The 19,007-nt window shown below is 58.4% G+C and carries 18 protein-coding genes; 10 read left to right on the top strand and 8 right to left on the bottom strand.

Translation table 11 applies throughout. The features are described from left to right. Positions 1–181: 181 nt before the first annotated feature. Genes PMI22_RS01570 through rfbB form a run of 7 tightly spaced genes read right to left on the bottom strand, consistent with a single transcriptional unit; the run spans position 182 to position 7,273 of the window. Positions 182–637, bottom strand: coding sequence for a thioesterase domain-containing protein (locus tag PMI22_RS01570; protein ID WP_007949171.1), 456 nt, complete (start codon positions 635–637; stop codon positions 182–184). Between the two features lie 40 nt (positions 638–677). Continuing rightward, on the bottom strand, positions 678–2,069 hold the full coding sequence (locus tag PMI22_RS01575) for a sigma-54-dependent transcriptional regulator (protein ID WP_007949170.1): 1,392 nt from the start codon (positions 2,067–2,069) through the stop codon (positions 678–680). Beyond that, a complete protein-coding gene (locus PMI22_RS01580; protein WP_033049781.1) occupies positions 2,066–3,874 on the bottom strand; it encodes a sensor histidine kinase in 1,809 nt (602 codons plus the stop codon). The genes PMI22_RS01575 and PMI22_RS01580 overlap by 4 nt, the downstream gene beginning before the upstream one ends. A 36-nt stretch (positions 3,875–3,910) precedes the next feature. Continuing rightward, a complete protein-coding gene (gene rfbD, locus PMI22_RS01585) occupies positions 3,911–4,780 on the bottom strand; it encodes a dTDP-4-dehydrorhamnose reductase (RefSeq protein ID WP_007949168.1) in 870 nt (289 codons plus the stop codon). Further along, positions 4,777–5,322: a dTDP-4-dehydrorhamnose 3,5-epimerase gene (gene rfbC, locus PMI22_RS01590; RefSeq protein ID WP_007949167.1), complete on the bottom strand. Its 546-nt coding sequence runs from the start codon at positions 5,320–5,322 to the stop codon at positions 4,777–4,779. The genes rfbD and rfbC overlap by 4 nt, the downstream gene beginning before the upstream one ends. Then, positions 5,319–6,194: a glucose-1-phosphate thymidylyltransferase RfbA gene (rfbA, locus tag PMI22_RS01595; protein ID WP_007949164.1), complete on the bottom strand. Its 876-nt coding sequence runs from the start codon at positions 6,192–6,194 to the stop codon at positions 5,319–5,321. The genes rfbC and rfbA overlap by 4 nt, the downstream gene beginning before the upstream one ends. After that, positions 6,191–7,273, bottom strand: a complete 1,083-nt coding sequence (gene rfbB / locus PMI22_RS01600) for a dTDP-glucose 4,6-dehydratase (protein ID WP_033049780.1) — start codon at positions 7,271–7,273, stop codon at positions 6,191–6,193. The genes rfbA and rfbB overlap by 4 nt, the downstream gene beginning before the upstream one ends. Positions 7,274–7,445: 172 nt before the next feature. On the opposite strand from rfbB, the gene PMI22_RS01605 reads away from it, so the two are divergent. The 8 genes from PMI22_RS01605 (at position 7,446) to PMI22_RS31005 (ending at position 15,607) form a co-directional block, all read left to right on the top strand. Next, complete coding sequence (locus tag PMI22_RS01605; protein ID WP_007949162.1) at positions 7,446–10,358, top strand: aminotransferase; 2,913 nt, start codon at positions 7,446–7,448, stop codon at positions 10,356–10,358. 302 nt (positions 10,359–10,660) lie between these two features. Then, positions 10,661–11,539 carry an N-carbamoylputrescine amidase gene (gene aguB, locus PMI22_RS01610; protein WP_007949161.1) on the top strand — a complete coding sequence of 293 codons (879 nt, stop codon included), beginning with the start codon at positions 10,661–10,663 and terminating at the stop codon, positions 11,537–11,539. 5 nt (positions 11,540–11,544) lie between these two features. Next, positions 11,545–12,651 carry an agmatine deiminase gene (gene aguA, locus PMI22_RS01615; protein ID WP_007949160.1) on the top strand — a complete coding sequence of 369 codons (1,107 nt, stop codon included), beginning with the start codon at positions 11,545–11,547 and terminating at the stop codon, positions 12,649–12,651. 248 nt (positions 12,652–12,899) lie between these two features. Further along, positions 12,900–13,112, top strand: coding sequence for a hypothetical protein (locus PMI22_RS01620; RefSeq protein WP_007949159.1), 213 nt, complete (start codon positions 12,900–12,902; stop codon positions 13,110–13,112). 279 nt (positions 13,113–13,391) lie between these two features. Next, entirely contained in the window at positions 13,392–14,141 is a 750-nt protein-coding gene (locus tag PMI22_RS01625) for a 2OG-Fe dioxygenase family protein (RefSeq protein WP_007949158.1), read from the top strand. 43 nt (positions 14,142–14,184) lie between these two features. Further along, on the top strand, positions 14,185–14,598 hold the full coding sequence (locus tag PMI22_RS0129830; RefSeq protein ID WP_177323452.1) for a GNAT family N-acetyltransferase: 414 nt from the start codon (positions 14,185–14,187) through the stop codon (positions 14,596–14,598). Continuing rightward, positions 14,595–15,311, top strand: coding sequence for an AzlC family ABC transporter permease (locus PMI22_RS01630; protein WP_007949156.1), 717 nt, complete (start codon positions 14,595–14,597; stop codon positions 15,309–15,311). The genes PMI22_RS0129830 and PMI22_RS01630 overlap by 4 nt, the downstream gene beginning before the upstream one ends. Continuing rightward, a complete protein-coding gene (locus PMI22_RS31005; RefSeq protein ID WP_007949155.1) occupies positions 15,290–15,607 on the top strand; it encodes an AzlD domain-containing protein in 318 nt (105 codons plus the stop codon). Before PMI22_RS01630 ends, PMI22_RS31005 begins: the two co-directional genes overlap by 22 nt. Here the strand turns inward: PMI22_RS31005 and PMI22_RS01635 are convergent. Beyond that, a complete protein-coding gene (locus PMI22_RS01635) occupies positions 15,524–16,450 on the bottom strand; it encodes a LysR family transcriptional regulator (RefSeq protein ID WP_007949154.1) in 927 nt (308 codons plus the stop codon). The two genes, PMI22_RS31005 and PMI22_RS01635, sit on opposite strands and share 84 nt — an antisense overlap. Before the next feature lie 516 nt (positions 16,451–16,966). On the opposite strand from PMI22_RS01635, the gene PMI22_RS01640 reads away from it, so the two are divergent. Together PMI22_RS01640 and PMI22_RS31000 are read left to right on the top strand one after the other, a co-directional pair. Then, complete coding sequence (locus tag PMI22_RS01640; RefSeq protein ID WP_007949153.1) at positions 16,967–18,580, top strand: Fic family protein; 1,614 nt, start codon at positions 16,967–16,969, stop codon at positions 18,578–18,580. Positions 18,581–18,678: 98 nt separating this feature from the next. After that, on the top strand, positions 18,679–18,840 hold the full coding sequence (locus PMI22_RS31000) for a hypothetical protein (protein WP_238543987.1): 162 nt from the start codon (positions 18,679–18,681) through the stop codon (positions 18,838–18,840). The last annotated feature ends 167 nt before the right edge of the window (positions 18,841–19,007 follow it).

The following is a 19,007-nucleotide window of genomic DNA, read 5'->3' as shown; positions in this document are numbered from 1 at the left end:
TCGTTTCACTCGACAGCTCCTACAGGAGGGATGCGATTTTCTGTAGGAGCTGTCGAGTGAAACGAGGCTGCGAATAAGATCGTTCCCACGCTCTGCGTGGTAACGCCTCTAGGGACGCTCCGCGTCCAGTGACGCGGAGCGTCACGGGCTGTATTCCCACGCGGAGCGTGGGAACGATCAGTTACCGGTGAAGGACGTACTGCCCGGTAAACTTCACCGCATCCTCATCACTGCCGACATTCACAATCCGTGAATGCAGCGTCAATCGCGCTCGCCCATAGCGCTGATACATCGCCAAAAACTTCTTCCACACTGCCGCACTCGGCGCCTGGCAAATCGCCGTCGCGTCCTGGGTCACCGGTAGCGGATAGCTGATCTGCCCTTCCTGAATCACGATATGCCCGTCTTCAATCCCTTCCTCACGCAAGCGCAAATGCAGCCAGCCCCAACCCGCCAGCACCGCGCCGCAATACAAACTGCCACCGAACATGGTGCTTTTGTGATTGACGTTGGCCTCCAGTGGCAAGTACAGGCGCAGTTGCTGGTCGTGCCAGTCGAGCACTTTGATGCCCATGGCCTGCGTCAGGGGGATGTCGCGATGGAGAATGGATTCCAGGTGACGACTGTCGCGGTTCATGCGCGGGCCTCTTGGTTGAAAATGATGATTTAACGGTCGCTCAATCGAGATCGTCAGCAGGGCTGCTGGAGCCGCCGGCGAAATTCAGCCCGTGTTTGCGCAGCTTGTCGTGCAAGGTCTTGCGCGGGATGCCCAGCGCTTCAGCGAGGCTGCGCACGGAGGTGTGAGGGCGTGCCAGTTCGGCGGCAATCAGGTTTTTTTCGAAGTTTTCCACTTGTTCGCTCAAGCCGCCGTTGAACCCCTGAACCGGCATACTGGTACCGCCCTCCGGCATAGTATTGTCCAGCGCCAGTTCCAGGCCCAGGGCGAAGCGTTCGGCGGCGTTTTGCAATTCGCGTACGTTGCCGGGCCAGGTGTGGCGCAGCAGCAGGGCGCGTTGTCCCGGTTGCAGCTCATGGGGCGGCAAACCGTGGCGTGCGCTGGCTTCATCGGCGAAGTGCTGGAACATCACCAACGCATCTTCGCCGCGCTCGCGCAGTGGCGGAATACGCAGCGGCGCGACGTTCAGGCGGTAATACAGGTCAGCGCGGAAACGTCCTTGATCGGCGGACTGGCGCAAGTCTTCCTTGGTCGCGGCGATGATGCGGATGTCCAGGGGGATCAACTGATTGCCGCCCAAACGCTCGACGACGCGCTCCTGCAACAAGCGCAGCAATTTCACCTGCACGTCCAGGCTCATGCTCTCGATTTCGTCGAGGAACAGTGTGCCGCCGTTGGCGAATTCGAACTTGCCGATGCGGCGCTTTTGCGCCCCGGTGAAGGCCCCGGGCTCGTGACCGAACAGCTCGCTTTCCACCACAGACTCGGCCAGTGCGCCGGCATTGATCGCCACGAACGGACCATTACGACGGTTCGACAAATCGTGCAACGCCCGGGCCACGACTTCTTTGCCCGCGCCGGTTTCACCCAAAATCAACACATCGGCCTTGGTCGCGGCCAGTGCGCCAATCTGCTCGCGCAGACGCAGCATCGGCGCCGATTGCCCGACCAGTCGAGTGCTCAATTCATTGCGATCACTCAGGGCCAGACGCAGGCTGCGGTTATCCAGCACCAACCGGCGCAAGTCCAGCGCGCGGCGCACGCTGTCGAGCAGGGCGTCGCTGGCGAAGGGTTTTTCCAGGAAGTCATAGGCCCCGGCGCGCATGGCTTGTACCGCCAGCGGTACATCGCCGTGACCGGTGATCAACAGCACCGGCAGCTCCGGGTCCTGGGCATGCAGTTCGGTCAGCAGTTCGAGGCCGTCCATGCCCGGCATGCGAATGTCGCTGACCACCACGCCCGGCCAGTCACGCTCCAGTTGCGCGGCCAGGCCTTTGGCTTGCGCCAGCGGCAGGATTTTCAGGCCGGCGAGGTCCAGGGTCTGGCTCAGGGCCTGACGCAGATGGGGATCATCGTCGATCAACACGACCTGAATGCGGCTGTCGATGGTCATGCACTTCGGTCCTCGGACGGTTGCAGGCTCACGCCCGGTGCGCCTGCGCGCAATTTCAGGGTAATCAGGGCGCCGCCTTCCTTGTGGTTGGCGAACGACAGTTCACCACCGAAGGCACGCATCAGGGTTTCGCAAATCGCCAACCCCAGCCCGAGCCCTTGAGTGCGGGTCTTGGTGGTGTAGAAAGGTTCGCTGGCGCGCCCCAGGGCTTCCATGCAAAAGCCGGGGCCGTTATCGCGAATGTACAGATTGACGCCGTCAGCGGTGGATTGGGCACTCAACCAGAGTTTACGCGGCGGGCCTTTTTCAGTCAGCGCATCGAGGGCGTTGGCCAACAGATTGCCGAGTACCTGACGCAGCCGCGTTTCCCCGGCTTCGACCCACAGCGTCGCGGCGGGCAAGTCGCGGATCAGCTCGACTTCCATGCTGCGTCGGCGCTTGGCCAGCAACGCCAGCGCGTCATCCAGCGCCGGTTGCAGCGCAACGCTTTCCGGCGCATGGCGATCACGTCGGGCGAAGGCGCGCAGGTGGGCGATGATCGAGGCCATGCGCCCGGTCAGTTCGCTGATCAGTTTGAGGTTGCCGCGAGCATCGTCGGTGCGTTGATGATCGAGCAGCACTTCAGCGTTTTCCGCGTAGCTGCGAATCGCCGCCAGGGGCTGATTGAGCTCATGGCTGATGCTCGCCGACATGGTTCCCAACGCTGATAATTTACCGGCCTGGACCAGATCATCCTGCGCGCGCACCAACTCCTGCTGGGCGTGTTCGCGCTCCAGCACTTCCTGTTTCAGGCGCCGGTTCAGGCCTTCGAGGTCGCTGGTGCGCTCGGCGACCCGGCCTTCCAGTTCGCGCCTGGCCTTGGCTTCGAAGGCGATGCGCTCGAGGTAATGACGGCGGCGCTGCATCATCAGCCCGAGCAACAGCATCAACACCAATAGCGCTGCGCCACCGATGGCGACCACCGTGCGGACAGGGCGGTTGATCAAGGTGCGCGGGGCGAGGATGCTGACGTTCCAGCCGGTTTCGGCGATCTGCCGCGTTTGTGTCAGCCAGGCATTGGGATTGAGCTTCAACGGTTTTGGATCGCGGGTCGGGTACGGTTGAATCGCGGTAATGGCCTTGTTTTCTTCTTCGGTCAACGGGCGGGTTGAGCGAAAGCGCCACTCCGGCCGCGACGTGAGAATGACCACACCGTTTTGGTCGGTCAGCAGCAGCTGCTCCGGGGTTTTTCCCCACAGGCTTTCGGTGTGGTCCAAGTCGACTTTGACCACCAGCACGCCGATGACCTTTTCGCCATTGCGAACTGCGGCGGCAAAGAAATAGCCGCGTTTGGCCGAGGTTGTGCCCAAGCCGAAAAACCGTCCGAGTCGCCCGGCCATGGCTTCGCTGAAATAGGGCCGGAAAGAAAAATTACGCCCGACGAAACTGTCGTGCTTGTCCCAGTTGGATGCCGCCAGCGTCTTGCCGCTCGTGTCCATCAAGTACATGACTTCGGCACCGGTTTGGGTGCTGATGTTTTTCAGTAAGCGATTGGCATTGCCTTGGGTGACGCCATCATCGGGCGCGCCGAGTACCGCACGCAGGGCCGGCAGGTCGCCGAGGATTTGCGGCAAGACCTCATAACGGTGCAGCGTGCCCAACAGGTTGGCGACGTACAGGTCGAGGGTCTGACGGTTCTGCCCGGCCAGTTCGCTGCGATAGTAACGCTCGGCCAAATGCTCCAGCGGCCACAGTAACGGCGCCAGGCACAGCGCCAGCAGGGCGAGGCTGCGCCAGCGGGGTCTGCGAGGGAGGGTTGGAGTCATGAGCATCGGGCGCCTGGGGGTACAGGCGCATTATGCCTAGGCTTGCCCGGCAAGACACTCGCGCAGCGCAGTTTGCCAGTCAGGCTGACAGACGCCCCATTCGCGCTGCAGACGACTGCAATCGAGGCGAGAGTTCAGTGGCCGGGCTGCGGGTGTCGGGTAGTCGCTGGACGGAATCGGCAGCAGGTTGGCGCACGGCTTACCCTGTTCCCGAAGCGCATCGCCAATGGCCTGGGCGAAGCCGAACCATGATGTTTCACCCTGAGCTGTGAGGTGATACGTGCCCCAGGCACCGGCCTGTCCCGCTTGCCAGCGTTCAATCAGGGCGAGGGTGCTTTCGGCAATCGTGCCAGCCCAGGTGGGCGCGCCGATCTGGTCAGCGACAATGCGCAATTCCGGTTTTTCTTGCAGCAGACGTTGCATGGTCAGCAGGAAGTTGCGGCCGTGGGTCGAGTAAACCCAGCTGGTGCGCAAGATCAGGTGCAGGCCTTGAACCGCCGTGATCGCCTGTTCGCCGGCCCGTTTGCTCTTGCCATACACGCCGAGCGGATTGGGCACATCGTCTTCGTTGTAAGGCGCGGTCTTGCTGCCGTCGAACACGTAATCGGTCGAGTAATGAATCAACGGGATGCCCAGCGCCAGCGCCTCTTCAGCCAATACACCCGGGCCGGTCGCATTGATGGCAAATGCCTGCGCAGGTTCGCTCTCCGCCTGATCGACAGCCGTGTGAGCCGCCGCGTTGATGATCAGGTCGGGACGAACACGCTGGACCTGCCGACGAATCTGTTCCGGTTGAGCCAGATCAAGCTGATCGCGCCCCAGCACGATCAATTCACCGACATCACCCAGGCGACGCTGCAACTCACGGGAGACCTGACCGTTTTGACCACTGATGAGTATTCTCATGGAAACAGATCAGCCTCTAAAAAGAGCTGACTGTTCTGATCCTTGGCCGACAACTGTGGGGCTTCTTCCAGTTGCCAATCAATGGCGAGGGTCGGATCGTCCCAACGAATGCTGCGTTCGGCAGACGGTGTGTAGTAATCCGTGGTCTTGTAGAGGAACTCGGCAAAGTCGCTGAGCACGACAAACCCGTGGGCAAAGCCTTCGGGCACCCAGAGTTGCCTGTGGTTGTCGGCGGACAACCGCACCGCCTCCCATTTGCCGAAATTCGGCGAACTGCGACGGATGTCTACCGCCACATCGAGCACTTCACCGACGGTCACGCGCACCAGTTTCCCTTGGGTGTTTTGCAGTTGGTAGTGCAGACCACGCAACACGCCCTTCTGGGATCGGGAGTGGTTGTCCTGAACGAACTGGGTGTTCAGCCCCGTTGCATCTTCGAACGCCTTGGCATTGAAGCTTTCGTAGAAAAAGCCGCGCTCGTCACCGAAGACTTTGGGCTCGATGATCAATACACCGGGCAAGGCGGTTTCAGTCACCTTCATTGTTCTTCCCCCACCAACTTGAAGAGGTATTGGCCGTAACCGGTCTTGCCGAAATAACTGGCGCGCTCGAGCAGAAGCTCGCGGCTGATCCAGCCATTCTCGTAGGCAATCTCTTCCAGGCATGCAACTTTCAGGCCTTGGCGATGCTCGATGGTCTGCACGTACTGAGAGGCTTCGAGCAGGCTGTCGTGGGTGCCGGTATCCAGCCAGGCGAAACCGCGACCAAAACGCTCGACCTGCAAATCGCCGCGTTGGAGGTAGGCGTTATTGACGTCGGTGATTTCCAGTTCGCCGCGAGGCGAGGGTTTCACGGCCTTGGCGATGTCGATCACGTCGTTGTCGTAGAAATACAGCCCAGTGACGGCGTAGCTGGATTTCGGTTTTTTCGGCTTCTCTTCGATCGACAAGGCACGGCCTTCGCCGTCGAAATCAATCACGCCAAAGCGTTCGGGGTCGTTGACCCAGTAGCCGAACACGGTCGCGCCAGAAGGGCGTTTTGCCGCGTTTTTCAACTGATCACCGAAGTGCTGACCATGGAAGATGTTGTCGCCGAGGATCAGGCACACCGGATCGTCGCCAATAAATTCTTCGCCTATCAAAAAAGCCTGGGCCAGACCGTCCGGCGACGGTTGTTCGGCGTAGCTGAAATTGACCCCGAACTGACTGCCGTCGCCCAACAGGTTGCGGTACTGCGGCAGATCCTGAGGTGTGGAAATCAGCAGGATGTCCTTGATGCCGGCCAGCATCAGTACCGAGATCGGGTAGTAGATCATCGGCTTGTCATAGACCGGCAACAGCTGTTTCGATACGCCAAGCGTGATCGGGTGCAAACGCGTACCCGAACCGCCTGCCAATACTATGCCTTTCATCATGCGAGCAGTTCCTTGGTAGTGATGGCGCCCAGTCGTTCGCCCTGATAGCTGCCGTCCTGAACACGGTGGCACCACTCCAGGTTATCCAGATACCACTGAACGGTTTTGCGCAGGCCGGTTTCGAAGGTTTCTTCGGGTACCCATCCGAGTTCGCGTTGGATCTTGCTGGCGTCGATGGCGTAGCGCTGGTCGTGACCGGGGCGGTCCTGGACGAAGGTGATCAAATCGGCGAAATGCGCCACGCCTTCCGGTTTTTGCGGCGCCAGTTCTTCGAGCAGGGTGCAGATGCCACGCACCACGTCGATGTTTTTCTGTTCGTTGTGACCGCCGATGTTGTACGTCTCGCCGACCACCCCTTCGGTGACCACTTTGAGCAGCGCGCGGGCGTGATCCTCGACGAACAACCAGTCACGCACTTGCAGGCCGTTGCCGTATACCGGCAGCGGTTTGCCTGCCAGAGCGTTGAGGATCACCAGCGGGATCAGTTTCTCGGGGAAGTGGAACGGCCCGTAGTTGTTCGAGCAATTGGTCAGCAATACCGGCAAGCCGTAGGTGCGTTGCCAGGCGCGGACCAGGTGGTCGGACGCCGCTTTGCTGGCGGAATACGGCGAGCTTGGCGCGTAGGGCGTGGTTTCGGTGAACAGATCGTCGACGCCGTGCAGGTCGCCATAGACCTCATCGGTGGAGATGTGATGGAAACGGAAGGCGCTTTTTTCAGGTTCGGCCAGGGTCTGCCAGTAGGCGCGGGTTGCTTCCAGCAGGCTGTAGGTGCCGACGATGTTGGTTTGAATGAAATCCGAAGGACCGTCGATGGAACGATCTACATGGGATTCGGCCGCCAGGTGCATGATCGCGTGCGGCTGGAAACGCGCCAGGATTGCGCTCACGGCCGCCTGATCGACGATATCGGCTTGCACGAATTCATAGCGGGTGTCGGAGGCAATGCTGGTCAACGATTCGAGATTGCCGGCGTAGGTCAGTTTGTCCAGGTTGAGCACTTCGTGCCCCGTGTTCCGGATCAGGTGACGAATCAGGGCAGAGCCAATGAAACCGGCACCGCCGGTGATGAGAATACGCATGTTGGCCAGCCTTTTTTCGTAAGACAAGTGGATGAGCATAGCTTGTCGGCAGGAGCGGGGTGGTGCAAGAGGGTTGTTGGTCGTATTTGAGATTCACAGCGTCAACGGGGGGTTGATTATCGATCGATGCAGTGGCGATATAAGCGCCTAATAACATTTCAGAGGTCGTTGTATGCCGCTCGCCACGTTGATTCACCGCGCCAGTTTGCCTAGCCCGATAGTGTCTGCGCAGCAAGCGCTTGAGCTGCTGGAAGGGCATTACGGGCTGAGCGGGACGTTGCAGGCTCTTGGCAGCCAGCAGGATCTCAACTTTCGCGTCGACAGCGACCGGGGGCGATTCGTCCTGAAAATCTGCCGTGGCGATTATGCGGCGCTGGAACTGCACGCCCAGCATGCGGGGCTTAAGCATCTGGGCGAGCAGTCCGGGGTGAAGGTGCCGCGAGTGATCCCGGCCAAAAACGGTGCTGATCTGCTCACGCTGGACGTCGCGGGCCAATCGGTGCACGTGCGCCTGCTTGACTACATCGAAGGCCAATCGCTCACCCACCTGGATCATCTGCCGGGAGCCGTAGTAGCCGGTTTCGGCCAGCTATGCGGTGAAATGGACCTGGCGCTGGCCGTTTTTGAACATCCGGGCCTTGAGCGCACGTTGCAGTGGGATGCCCGCCACGCCAATGCTTTGATCGGCCATTTGCTGCCGGTCATCAAGGACGACGCGCAACGCCGGGTGATCGCCGATGCCGCCGAACGCGCCGAGCGTCATCTGCAACCGTTGGTGGACAAGTTGCCGGTGCAGGCCATTCACATGGACATCACCGACGACAACGTGGTCTGGCAGCGGGATTCGCAACGCCAATGGCAATTGCAGGGCGTGATCGATTTCGGCGACCTGGTCCGCACCTGGCGCATTACTGATCTTTCGGTGACGTGCGCGGCGTTACTGCATCACGCCAACAGCGATCCGTTCTACATTTTGCCGGCGATTGAGGCCTATCACGCGGTCAATCCGTTGCAGCCGGCAGAACTACAGGCGCTCTGGCCGTTGATCGTCGCGCGTGCGGCGGTGTTGGTGCTCAGCGGCGAGCAGCAGGTCAGCATTGATCCGGGCAACCAGTACAGCCGTGACAACCTGACCCATGAGTGGGAAATTTTCCGCGTGGCCACGTCGGTACCGCTGGAATTGATGGAGGCGGCCATTCTGACGTCGGTTGGCCAGAGCCTGCCGAGTATTGGCAGTGAAGGTTTCGCACCGTTGCTGCCGAGCCTGGTGGGACGAGAGTTTGCCTTGATTGATCTGGGTGTCCTCAGCCCGCATTTCGAGGCGGGTAACTGGGAGCAGGAGGGGATTGATCAGCAGTTGCTGACGCAAGCTGCGCAGACTCACGGTCTGGCAGCCAGTCGATATGGGCAGTATCGATTGTCGCGGACTCAGCCAGACAGTGCGGCCGAACCCGACACGTGCCCGTTGCACGTCGAGTTGCGAGTGCCCCACGGTACGGCGGTCGAATCACCGTTTGCCGGTGTGGTTCATCAACCGTCGGCGGGCGTGCTGCAACTGGACGGCCCGCAATTGAGCGTGCGGTTGTGGGGTGTGACACCGTCGCTGCACACTGGCGCGGCGCTGGTCAAAGGTCAGGTGTTGGGCTCGGTCAGCGGACCGCTGATCGTGCAGATGTGCCGAGGCACTGCTTTCAATGCACCGTTTTTTTGCACACCTTCTCGCGCCTTGGCCTGGCAAGCCTTGTGCCCGTCGCCGGCCGCGTTGCTGGGACTGGCTTGTGATGCGCAAGAGGAACTCGATTCGCAGACTTTGCTGGCGCGTCGCAGCGCCAGTTTTGCCCGTACCCAGAAGCACTATTACGTCGACCCGCCGCGCATCGAACGCGGCTGGCGCAACCACCTCATCGACATGCAGGGCCGTTCCTACCTCGACATGCTCAATAACGTCGCGGTACTCGGCCATGGCCATCCGCGCATGTCGGCAGTCGCCAGTCGTCAATGGTCGTTGCTCAACACCAATTCGCGCTTCAACTATGCAGCGGTCGCCGAGTTTTCCGAGCGTTTGCTGAAGTTGGCGCCGGACTCCATGGACCGCGTATTCCTGGTAAACAGCGGCAGCGAGGCCAACGATCTGGCGATTCGCCTGGCATGGGCTTACAGCGGCGGGCGCGACATGCTCAGCGTGCTGGAGGCCTATCACGGCTGGACGGTGGGCGCCGATGCGGTGTCAACGTCGATTGCCGACAACCCCAAGGCCTTGAGCAGCCGTCCCGATTGGGTGCATCCGGTCATCGCTCCGAATACGTATCGCGGTGAGTTCCGTGGCCCGGACAGCGCGCCGGATTACGTGCGCAGCGTTGAGCACAATCTCGCGAAAATCACCGAGCAAAAGCGTCAGTTGGCCGGTTTCATTTGCGAGCCGGTGTACGGCAATGCTGGCGGGATCTCGTTGCCACCGGGCTATTTGCAGCAGGTCTACGCAATGGTTCGCGCACAGGGTGGCGTGTGCATCGCCGACGAAGTGCAGGTCGGTTACGGGCGCATGGGCCATTTCTTCTGGGGCTTTGAAGAGCAGGGCGTGGTGCCGGACATCATCACCATGGCCAAAGGCATGGGCAACGGTCAGCCGTTGGGCGCAGTGATCACGCGTCGGGAAATTGCCGAAGCACTGGAGGCCGAAGGTTATTTCTTCTCTTCAGCGGGCGGCAGTCCGGTGAGTTGCCAGATCGGCATGGCAGTGCTGGATGTGATGGAAGAAGAAAAGCTCTGGGAAAACGCTCAGGTGGTGGGCGGCTATTTCAAGGAGCGCCTCGAAGCGCTGATCGATATTCATCCGCTAGTGGGTGCGGTGCATGGCTCCGGTTTCTATCTGGGTGTCGAACTGATCCGCAACCGCGACACACTGGAGCCGGCGACCGAAGAAACCACGGCGCTGTGTGATCGCTTGCGTGAACTGGGGATCTTCATGCAACCGACCGGCGACTTTCTCAACGTCCTCAAGATCAAACCGCCGATGGTGACCTCGCGCCGGAGCGTGGATTTCTTTGTCGACATGCTCTCGAAGGTGCTCGCAGAAGGCCTGTAAACACATCTCTCCTGTGGGAGCGAGCCTGCTCGCGATGGGGCAAGATCAGTCGACAACAATGTTGAATGTTCGACCGCTATCGCGAGCAGGCTCGCTCCCACATTGGTACGGTGAAAACTCGATAGATATCGGCGTTTGCGCAAAAAAATATGACAGATGGCATGTTTCTGGCTTCTAAAGTCGATATTTATCGTCTATAAAGTCATCACTGCCTCGCTATGGTCGATCCACAGTCAGTGCTTCCCATTTCTGTCATGGGTCGATGCCACACTCGACCCCAAGCCTTGCTCAGGAGCCGATTCATGAGCCGTATCGTTACCGTCGCCGCTACCCAGATGGCCTGTTCCTGGGACCTTGAAGCCAATATCGAAACCGCTGAGAAGCTGGTCCGTGAAGCGGCGGCCAAGGGGGCGCAGATCATTTTGATTCAGGAGCTTTTCGAGGCCCCGTACTTCTGCCAGAAGCCGAACCCGGATTACCTGCAACTGGCCACGACCGTTGAAGACAACGTTGCCATCAAGCACTTCCAGAAAGTCGCCAAAGAGCTGCAAGTGGTGCTACCGATCAGCTTCTATGAATTGGCCGGTCGCGCGCGTTTTAACAGCATCGCGATAATCGATGCCGACGGCTCCAATCTCGGGATTTATCGTAAAAGCCATATCCCGGATGGCCCTGGTTACCACGAGAAGTATTACTTCAACCCGGGCGATACCGGTTTCAAAGTGTGGAACACCCGTTATGCGAAAATCGGCGTGGGTATCTGCTGGGACCAGTGGTTTCCCGAATGCGCACGCAGCATGGCGTTACAAGGCGCGGAAATTCTGTTCTACCCGACCGCCATCGGCAGCGAGCCACACGACAAGACCATCTCCTCCCGTGAACATTGGCAGCGCGTACAACAGGGCCATGCCGGTGCGAACCTGATGCCGCTGATCGCCAGCAACCGCATCGGCAACGAAGAGCAAGATGGCTACGACATTACTTTCTATGGCTCGTCGTTCATCGCCAACCAGTTCGGCGAAAAAGTTCAGGAGCTCAACAAAACCGAAGAAGGTATTCTGGTGCACACTTTTGACCTCGACGAGCTGGAGCACATTCGCAGCGCGTGGGGTTCGTTCCGTGATCGCCGCCCGAACCTTTACGGCACACTGAAAACTCTCGACGGTTCCCTGGAGTCCTGATTGTCATGACCACTTTGCACACCACGCCTCGCGCCGACGGCTTCCATATGCCGGCCGAATGGGCACCACAGACCCAGACCTGGATGATTTGGCCCGAGCGCCCGGACAACTGGCGCCTGGGTGGCAAACCGGCACAAGCCGCACACGTGGCGGTGGCGAAAGCCATCGCGCGTTTCGAGCCGGTGACCGTCGCGGTATCGGCGGGCCAATACGAAAACGCTCGCGCCCGTCTCGATGTGCCGAATATTCGTGTGGTGGAAATGTCCAGCGATGACGCTTGGGTTCGCGACACCGGCCCGACCTTTGTCATCAATAAACGTGGCGAAGTCCGGGGTGTGAACTGGGATTTCAACTCGTGGGGCGGTTTTGACGGCGGTCTGTATTCGCCGTGGAACCGAGATTCGCAGGTCGGCGGCAAAATCCTTGAGATTGAGCGCAGCCAGCGTTATCGCACCGAAGGCTTCGTGCTCGAAGGCGGTTCGATTCACGTCGATGGCGAAGGCACCCTGATCACGACCGAAGAATGCCTGCTCAACCGCAATCGCAATCCGCACCTTGATCGTGCGGAGATCGAAGCAGTACTCAGCGCCAATCTGGCTGTGGATAAAATCATCTGGCTGCCGGACGGCCTGTTCAACGACGAAACCGACGGCCATGTGGATAACTTCTGCTGTTACGTGCGCCCGGGTGAAGTATTGCTGGCCTGGACCGATGACCCGCAAGACCCGAACTACCCGCGTTGCCAGGCGGCAATGAACGTGCTGCAAAACAGCACCGACGCCAAGGGTCGCCCGTTCACGGTGCACAAGATGCCCATTCCGGGGCCGCTGTATGCGACCGAAGAAGAGTGCGCCGGTGTGGATCCGGTGGACGGCACTCAGGAGCGCAATCCGACTGTTCGTCTGGCCGGTTCTTACGTGAACTTCCTGATCGTCAACGGCGGGATTATCGCACCGAGCTTCGATGACCCGCTGGACGGCCCGGCAAAAGAAATTTTGCAGACGCTATTCCCGCAACATGAAGTGGTGATGGTGCCAGGCCGGGAACTGTTACTGGGAGGCGGTAACATCCACTGCCTTACCCAACAACAACCGGCGCCGCACAAAGAGTGAGTGCAGTTGTAACATCTTGAGATGGTTGCAAAAATTGCTGTGCAGAGGTTAACCCTCCTGCGCTACATGAAAAGCCCGCAGTCCTGAAGGACTGTGGGCTTTTTTGTTTGCGCTTTTCGACAGCACGGAAACATTGGCACAGCTCTTGTATCAGTAAGCGCGTGAAACAGGGAGGGGGGGAGAACTGCGATGTTCTGTCATAAACCTTGGAAAAGTTAGCCGCTCACGAACCAGGAGAGAGCGCTGAAATGAACGCCGAAGTAAATGTAGTGAGCGAGCGGGCGTTGCATCCCCTGGCAATTAATGGTGAATCGCTCCAGGATCTTGGGCACTGGTTGAAGTCCAATGGAATGCGTCAGATCAGTGCACCTGATCCGCGCCGGACGATGATCGAGCGCTACCCCGCTGGTTTATTCAGCGAAGCGGAACTGGAAGCGTTGTGGGATGTGATGGAAGGATAAGAAGAAAAAACAAAGGATTGATAAAGCGCTGCCGGGATGGCGGCGCTTTTTTATGGGCGATGACTTTGCGAGCTACAAAAAATCCCCTGACGGGTTCGTTGGTTTTTACCTCGACACAGTAAAAAAGCACTGAAAACGGCTGTTTTCAGTCGTAAAAGTCGACTCAAAGCCGCTTCAAACGCCGTTTCAAGCCGTGCTTGAGAAGCCTGAAATTCTTTCTCATGGACGCAAATTCTGTGCTCTCTAGATTAGGTAGCTAAATGCACGGAGATTTTAAAAATGCTCGTTTTGAATAAAGAAGTGGGCGAATCGCTACGGCGCGATAAATACGTCAACGTCAAAAGTAGTGATTTCAATTTATTCGGACACTTCTCCGACTTCGTCAGATTGACGCGAAGTTGGGAAAACATGGAGCCAGACAGTTACTACGGTCAGGCCGAGGCGGGCAATCGGTATCGCCGCTACAGCGACTTCGAATACAACCCTGTTACGCGCGAACTGACCCAGCTGGAACACCGCGCTTACGTTCAGTCCAAGGCCAACAACAGCTATGTGGGCGGAATGGTGCGGCACTTCCAGGACTTCTCCGATGAAATCATCCATTCACCGGTGATGCGCAGCCTGATCGACACCGATTTCGACGTGTACAAAAACGTCCTGCCACCGGAACTGCACGACGAAATCTGGCAGTGCCAGATTCACCAGATCCGTATCGAGATCAAGCCAGGTAAACAATTGGAAATCACCCCGGAAGGTATTCACTGCGACGGCTACCCGTTCAGCGGCGTACATTTTTGGGGGCGTAATAATGTGGAGGGGGCGGAGAGCCGCTTGTACAGCGCCCATGAACAAGAGCATTTGGCGTCGACAACGTACACGGACATTCTCGATACCACTTACTTCCTTGACCGGGACATGCGCCACTACGTCACGCCGGCGCGCAATACCCATTCCCACAACATGGCCTATCGACAAATTCTGGCGATCTCCTTCTCGCGGCCCGGGACCGCTTTTGACATTGTTCGCTGAACAGCTCGACCCCACGAACCTTTCCGAGTGCCCTGCACCGGTGATGTTGCGACGCACGACGGCCAAAGATGCACCGCGTCTGGAACGCTTTTTTCGGCAATTTGAAGAGGTGTCTTTCTGCGAATGGCAGGACGCCAGATGCCTGCGCGGGGTGTTGGTGCAAAAGACCACCACCTCGTTCATCGCGCTGGACCTCAGTGGCGAAATCGTCGGCGCGGTGCTGGGCGGCATGCTGGGCAGTCGCGGCACCATCAACCACCTGGCGGTGAGCCCGATGTACCGCAGCCAGGGCGTCGGTCAACGGCTGGTTGAAGCGGCATCGGCGGACATGAAACGTGTGGGCGTGCTGCGCATGTTCCTGTTTGTCGACGATGCGAACCTCGCCGGCCAACGCTTTTGGAGTGCCCAGGGTTTTTGCGAACCGCGCGGCGAAAGAACATTAGAGAGGGATCTATGAATGAGACGTCCAGCAGCCAGCCGCTGATGGTCCGGCCACCGCGTTCGCGCACTTTTGCGGAGGCCAGCCCGGTGGTGGCAGGTTATTTCACGGTGGCGTTTGTGTTCGGCCTGATGGCGGTCAATGCCGGGATGCCTTTATGGTTGCCGGTCGCCATGTGCCTGTTCGTTTACGCGGGCGCTTCGCAGTTTGCCGCCCTGGCGCTGATTTCCAGCGGTGCGTCGCTGACCACCATCGTCCTCACCACGTTTCTGATCAACGCGCGGCACATGCTGATGTCGGTCTATATGGCCAAGGCGTTGCAGGCGATGGGGCTCAGTCGACTTGAGCGTTGGTGTTATGCGGGAGGCTTGACCGATGAATCGTTCGCTTTCCACAGCGTCAAACTGGGCAAAGGTACGCCGGTCAATGTGCGATACCTGATCGGCTTCAATCTGTATTGCCACACCTCATGGGTGCTCGGCGGGTTGCTCGGGGCGATTTGCGCGCAGTACGCGGCGCATTTGATCAAGTATCAGCTCGACTACGCGCTGACGGCGATGATGCTCTATGTGCTGGTTTCTTTGTGCAATACGCGTAACAAACTCATCGCCGCACTGGCCGCCGTCGCTTGCATGGGCGCGCTGAGCCTGGTCGGCAGTTCGCCGTTCAACGTATTTATCGCCACCTTTGTGGGCTGCGGGGTGGGTGTATGCCTGACCAAACGTTCCTGATTCTGGTCGTTGTGCTCATGATGGCCGTGACGTTCCTGCCACGAGCGCTGCCGCTGCAAGTGAACACCGACCATTGGCCGCCCTTCATTGCCCGGGCGCTGGAATACTTGCCCGTGGCGATCGTCGCTGCCATCAGCCTCACGCCGTTGTTAATCAAGGATCAACACCTGCAGCTCGATCGCCCGGAATTTTATGCCGCGATTCCGACGTTGTTATGTGCGTACTTCAGCAAAAACCTCTTTCTCTCCGTTGCGGTGGGAACGGCTGCGTACATTGCGCTCGGCTCGTTCCTGTAGCGGCAGGTCGACCACATCTTGCAAGGCCTGGCCCGACAACTCAGGGTTATTGACCGCCAACCGGACTTCGAGGGCATCTTCGAAGCCAGGGAAAATGGTCAAGCCGTTACGTTGGGCCGCGTCACGAGACACCATGCCGAGGCCATCCATCTGCGTGATCAGCGACAGCGTCAGCGTCTCGCTGCAGGAATAGACCATCCGCTTGTTCGACTCGTAATTGCCAAGGCCGGCGTCGAGAAAACGCAAAAAACTGTGGGAGTACGGACAATCGCCGGCCGGACGCACCTGAAACTTGTTGCCCAGCATCACCAGCGGATCATGTTCCTGACCGCAATGGGCACCGACTACCTGCACCTGAACCTCGGGCAGGATAATGCTTGGCAATCCCGGCTGCTGCGGGCCGATCAACACGGCCAGATCGAAATCTTCATTCTTGAGCTTGCTGAGGTTTTCCATCGACTCGGCGTAGCTGAATTCCAGCTGATAGTCGGGAAATACCTCAATCAGGCGTCCGATCATTCGCCGATTGAAGTCAGACGAAAGCGTGGTGTTCAGCGCCACCTTGAGCGTGCGCTGCCCAGGCACCTTCAGCGCAGCCACTTTTTCCTCAAGTTGCCGCGTGGCCAGCAACACCTTGTCCATGTAAGGCGTAAGTTCCGAGCCCTGGGTGGTCAGGGTCAACCCCTTGTTGGAGCGACGAAACAACCGAAAACCAAACTGCTCTTCGACCTTGTTCAATTGCGCAGCCAATGCCTGCACCGTTAAACAGGAATGCTCTGCCGCCGCCGACAAAGAGCCGGTCTGCACAATGCGCATGAGGTTGCGTAGGGTTCTGCTATCCATTGGGTAATGCCCTCTAAAGTGGGCTGGCTGTTGTTGAGTACCTGGCCGTCGGTTGGGCGATACGTGCTGGCTATAATCCTGCACCTGAACCCGCTTGTCCCGAGTTTAGTTGCGAAATGTTGCTAGCGTCCGATGGTTGGAGATTACGGCGCGTCGGGGTTTTAGGGGAAGGGTAAGAGATCGGGAAAAAAGAATGCTCGGGCCGGGAGGTTTGGGCATTTTTTTGGAGTGAGAATGGGGTTGTCGGTACGGGTTTCGTCCTGCGGACTTCGTAAGGCTGGCCGCCCTCGAAACGTTTTTATGCAAAAGTCAGGATTTATGATCATTTTTGAGCGCGGAAACTCGTTTTTATGCGTTCAGGGATCAGGCCGGATCAATCTGACGCGTCTGAAATATTCGTTTTTATGCAAATCCATCAAAAAATAATCGTTTTTATGCGGCAAAACCTGATTTTGATCGTTACTCTCATTTGTAGGCATTTTTGATTTCAGCCGAGTTGTTCAAAGGAGTGTGACCGTGAGCGAGTTTCCCGTAGACCCCATCGGTGCTGCCTGGCTAGCGACGACATTCGACGTGCTGCCGATTGCACGGCTACCCGTGTTAAGTCAGGTCGGTAGCCGACGGTCAACTCAAGTCGAAGATGGGTTTCGTCTTGAGACCTATACGGAGAATATGCGCCCCGCTCCGGACCTCTCATCTCATCTGCAATTTCACCTACGGCATGAAGTCCCGAACCTTGAGTTCTTGAGCCGGCTGTTTACCAAGGAGGGTCCCGCACCGGTACAAGACTGGTTAAATGTTGAGCCCACCGGTCAATATGCACGCAGGGCAGCGTTTCTGTTTGAGTGGCTCACAGGCGAGCAATTGCAAGCGCCCGAGCCTATAGGCGGTAAGTATGTCGACGCCATCAACGCCGATCTTATGGTGGCGGCGTCACCCGAAGAGGCGGTGAAGGTGCCGCGTTGGCGAGTGAATGACAACCTGCCGGGCACGAGTTACTTCTGCCCAATCGTCGTCAAGACAGCCGCAGTCAAGTCAGCAGCGGACCTCGATGTGCCTCATCTTTTTGGTCAACTGACCGCTGAATTTGGCGAAGCCCTTCTGCTGCGCGCCGCCGCATGGATGACACTTCGGGAAAGCAAAGCCAGTTTCGCGATTGAAGGGGAGGCGGATCGTTCTACCCGTATCCAGCGTTTCGCAGATGTGTTGGCGCGACGAACCGGTCAGGGCGACTTGCCGCTCACCGATGTTGCACTGGCTGAGATGCAGGAAGAAATCCTTGGCGCAGTGACCACACTGACACGCCTGGGGATTCGGCAATCTCCCGTGTTTGTTGGCGAGACGGTTCGCTATCAGGAGATTGTCCATTATGTCGCTCCCCCGGAGAGTGATTTGGAACGGATGTTAGAAGGCATTCGCGTCTTTCTGAATCGCACCCGAGGGCAATCCCCGGTCATGCGCAGCACTGTAGCCGCGTTTGCTTTCGTCTATATCCATCCACTGGCTGACGGCAACGGCCGGGTCCATCGCTTCCTGATCAACGACATTTTGCGTCGTGACGGGGCCATTCCAGACCCGGTGATTCTTCCGATTTCAGCGGTTATCACCGACGACTCGGCTGAGCGGCGCCTGTATGACAGCGTGCTGGATCATGTTTCAAAACCACTCATGCAGGGCATACGAGACCAGGTAACGTTCGCCAGTACTCGTACGCAGTACCCTGACGGCGTGGTCTCGAACATTGAATTCACAGGCCAGGATCAGGCACGTCCGGTGTGGCGGTATCCAAACCTTGGGCCACACGTAGTGTTCATCTCGAACGTCATTCGCCGCACAATCACTGAACAAATGCGTGAAGAGTCGCGGTATTTACGTAGCCACATAAGGGCCAGACAGGCGATCAAGGAGGTCGTTGAAATGCCGGATCAACAGGCTGATCGGCTCCTGCGATCCATGGAGCAAAACGAAGGGAAGCTGAGCAACGTCCTGGCAAAGGAAATGCCTGTGCTGACAAGGCCTGACATTTGGGACGCCATTACCGAAGCTGTGGCTCAGTCGATGCGGGGGGAAGAGCCGATAGACAGTAGCGTGAGTGATCGATACCACCCGCATCAGCCTGTTGGTAGATGACAGACTCAAGCTGGGCTCGCTCAGGCAAAGAAAAAAGCCCCGATTGATTCGGGGCTTTTTTTACAGTCTGCATCATCAAGCGGGCGGCGCAGATAGTTGTGTTGGCCGATACCGACAAACTGGGGCGCGCACGTCAGCGGCATTGGACGCCGATTGAGCGGGAGTGGCGCTTGATTACCGGCTCCACTGCGGATGAAGCAGCGTTTGCGCCGTTTTATGCGCTGAAGCAGATCACTGTGGAAACCGTCGACGTCGCTTGATTGCTCACCTTGTGGCGAGCGAACTTGCTCGCGCTGGGCTGCGTAGCAGCCCCAAAAGTCTCACAAACAACGCCTTTTTTGCACTCAAGCGGTAGAAACCTTCCTCGCGATAACACTCATGTCGCAAAAATCCGATTTCGGCGACACGGCGTTTTTCAAGGTAGTTG

Source organism: Pseudomonas sp. GM21 (genome assembly GCF_000282215.1).
GTDB lineage: Bacteria > Pseudomonadota > Gammaproteobacteria > Pseudomonadales > Pseudomonadaceae > Aquipseudomonas.
Note: the sequence above shows the minus strand (reverse complement) of the source record. Positions and strands in the feature narration are given on the sequence as shown.

What these genes read in the sequence shown, in the direction of transcription:
- PMI22_RS01570 (WP_007949171.1), bottom strand. Translation starts at nt 637, where the DNA reads ATGAACCGCGACAGTCGTCACCTGGAATCCATTCTCCATCGCGACATC.
- PMI22_RS01575 (WP_007949170.1), bottom strand. Translation starts at nt 2,069, where the DNA reads ATGACCATCGACAGCCGCATTCAGGTCGTGTTGATCGACGATGATCCC.
- PMI22_RS01580 (WP_033049781.1), bottom strand. Translation starts at nt 3,874, where the DNA reads ATGACTCCAACCCTCCCTCGCAGACCCCGCTGGCGCAGCCTCGCCCTG.
- rfbD (WP_007949168.1), bottom strand. Translation starts at nt 4,780, where the DNA reads ATGAGAATACTCATCAGTGGTCAAAACGGTCAGGTCTCCCGTGAGTTG.
- rfbC (WP_007949167.1), bottom strand. Translation starts at nt 5,322, where the DNA reads ATGAAGGTGACTGAAACCGCCTTGCCCGGTGTATTGATCATCGAGCCC.
- rfbA (WP_007949164.1), bottom strand. Translation starts at nt 6,194, where the DNA reads ATGATGAAAGGCATAGTATTGGCAGGCGGTTCGGGTACGCGTTTGCAC.
- rfbB (WP_033049780.1), bottom strand. Translation starts at nt 7,273, where the DNA reads ATGCGTATTCTCATCACCGGCGGTGCCGGTTTCATTGGCTCTGCCCTG.
- PMI22_RS01605 (WP_007949162.1), top strand. Translation starts at nt 7,446, where the DNA reads ATGCCGCTCGCCACGTTGATTCACCGCGCCAGTTTGCCTAGCCCGATA.
- aguB (WP_007949161.1), top strand. Translation starts at nt 10,661, where the DNA reads ATGAGCCGTATCGTTACCGTCGCCGCTACCCAGATGGCCTGTTCCTGG.
- aguA (WP_007949160.1), top strand. Translation starts at nt 11,545, where the DNA reads ATGACCACTTTGCACACCACGCCTCGCGCCGACGGCTTCCATATGCCG.
- PMI22_RS01620 (WP_007949159.1), top strand. Translation starts at nt 12,900, where the DNA reads ATGAACGCCGAAGTAAATGTAGTGAGCGAGCGGGCGTTGCATCCCCTG.
- PMI22_RS01625 (WP_007949158.1), top strand. Translation starts at nt 13,392, where the DNA reads ATGCTCGTTTTGAATAAAGAAGTGGGCGAATCGCTACGGCGCGATAAA.
- PMI22_RS0129830 (WP_177323452.1), top strand. Translation starts at nt 14,185, where the DNA reads ATGTTGCGACGCACGACGGCCAAAGATGCACCGCGTCTGGAACGCTTT.
- PMI22_RS01630 (WP_007949156.1), top strand. Translation starts at nt 14,595, where the DNA reads ATGAATGAGACGTCCAGCAGCCAGCCGCTGATGGTCCGGCCACCGCGT.
- PMI22_RS31005 (WP_007949155.1), top strand. Translation starts at nt 15,290, where the DNA reads ATGCCTGACCAAACGTTCCTGATTCTGGTCGTTGTGCTCATGATGGCC.
- PMI22_RS01635 (WP_007949154.1), bottom strand. Translation starts at nt 16,450, where the DNA reads ATGGATAGCAGAACCCTACGCAACCTCATGCGCATTGTGCAGACCGGC.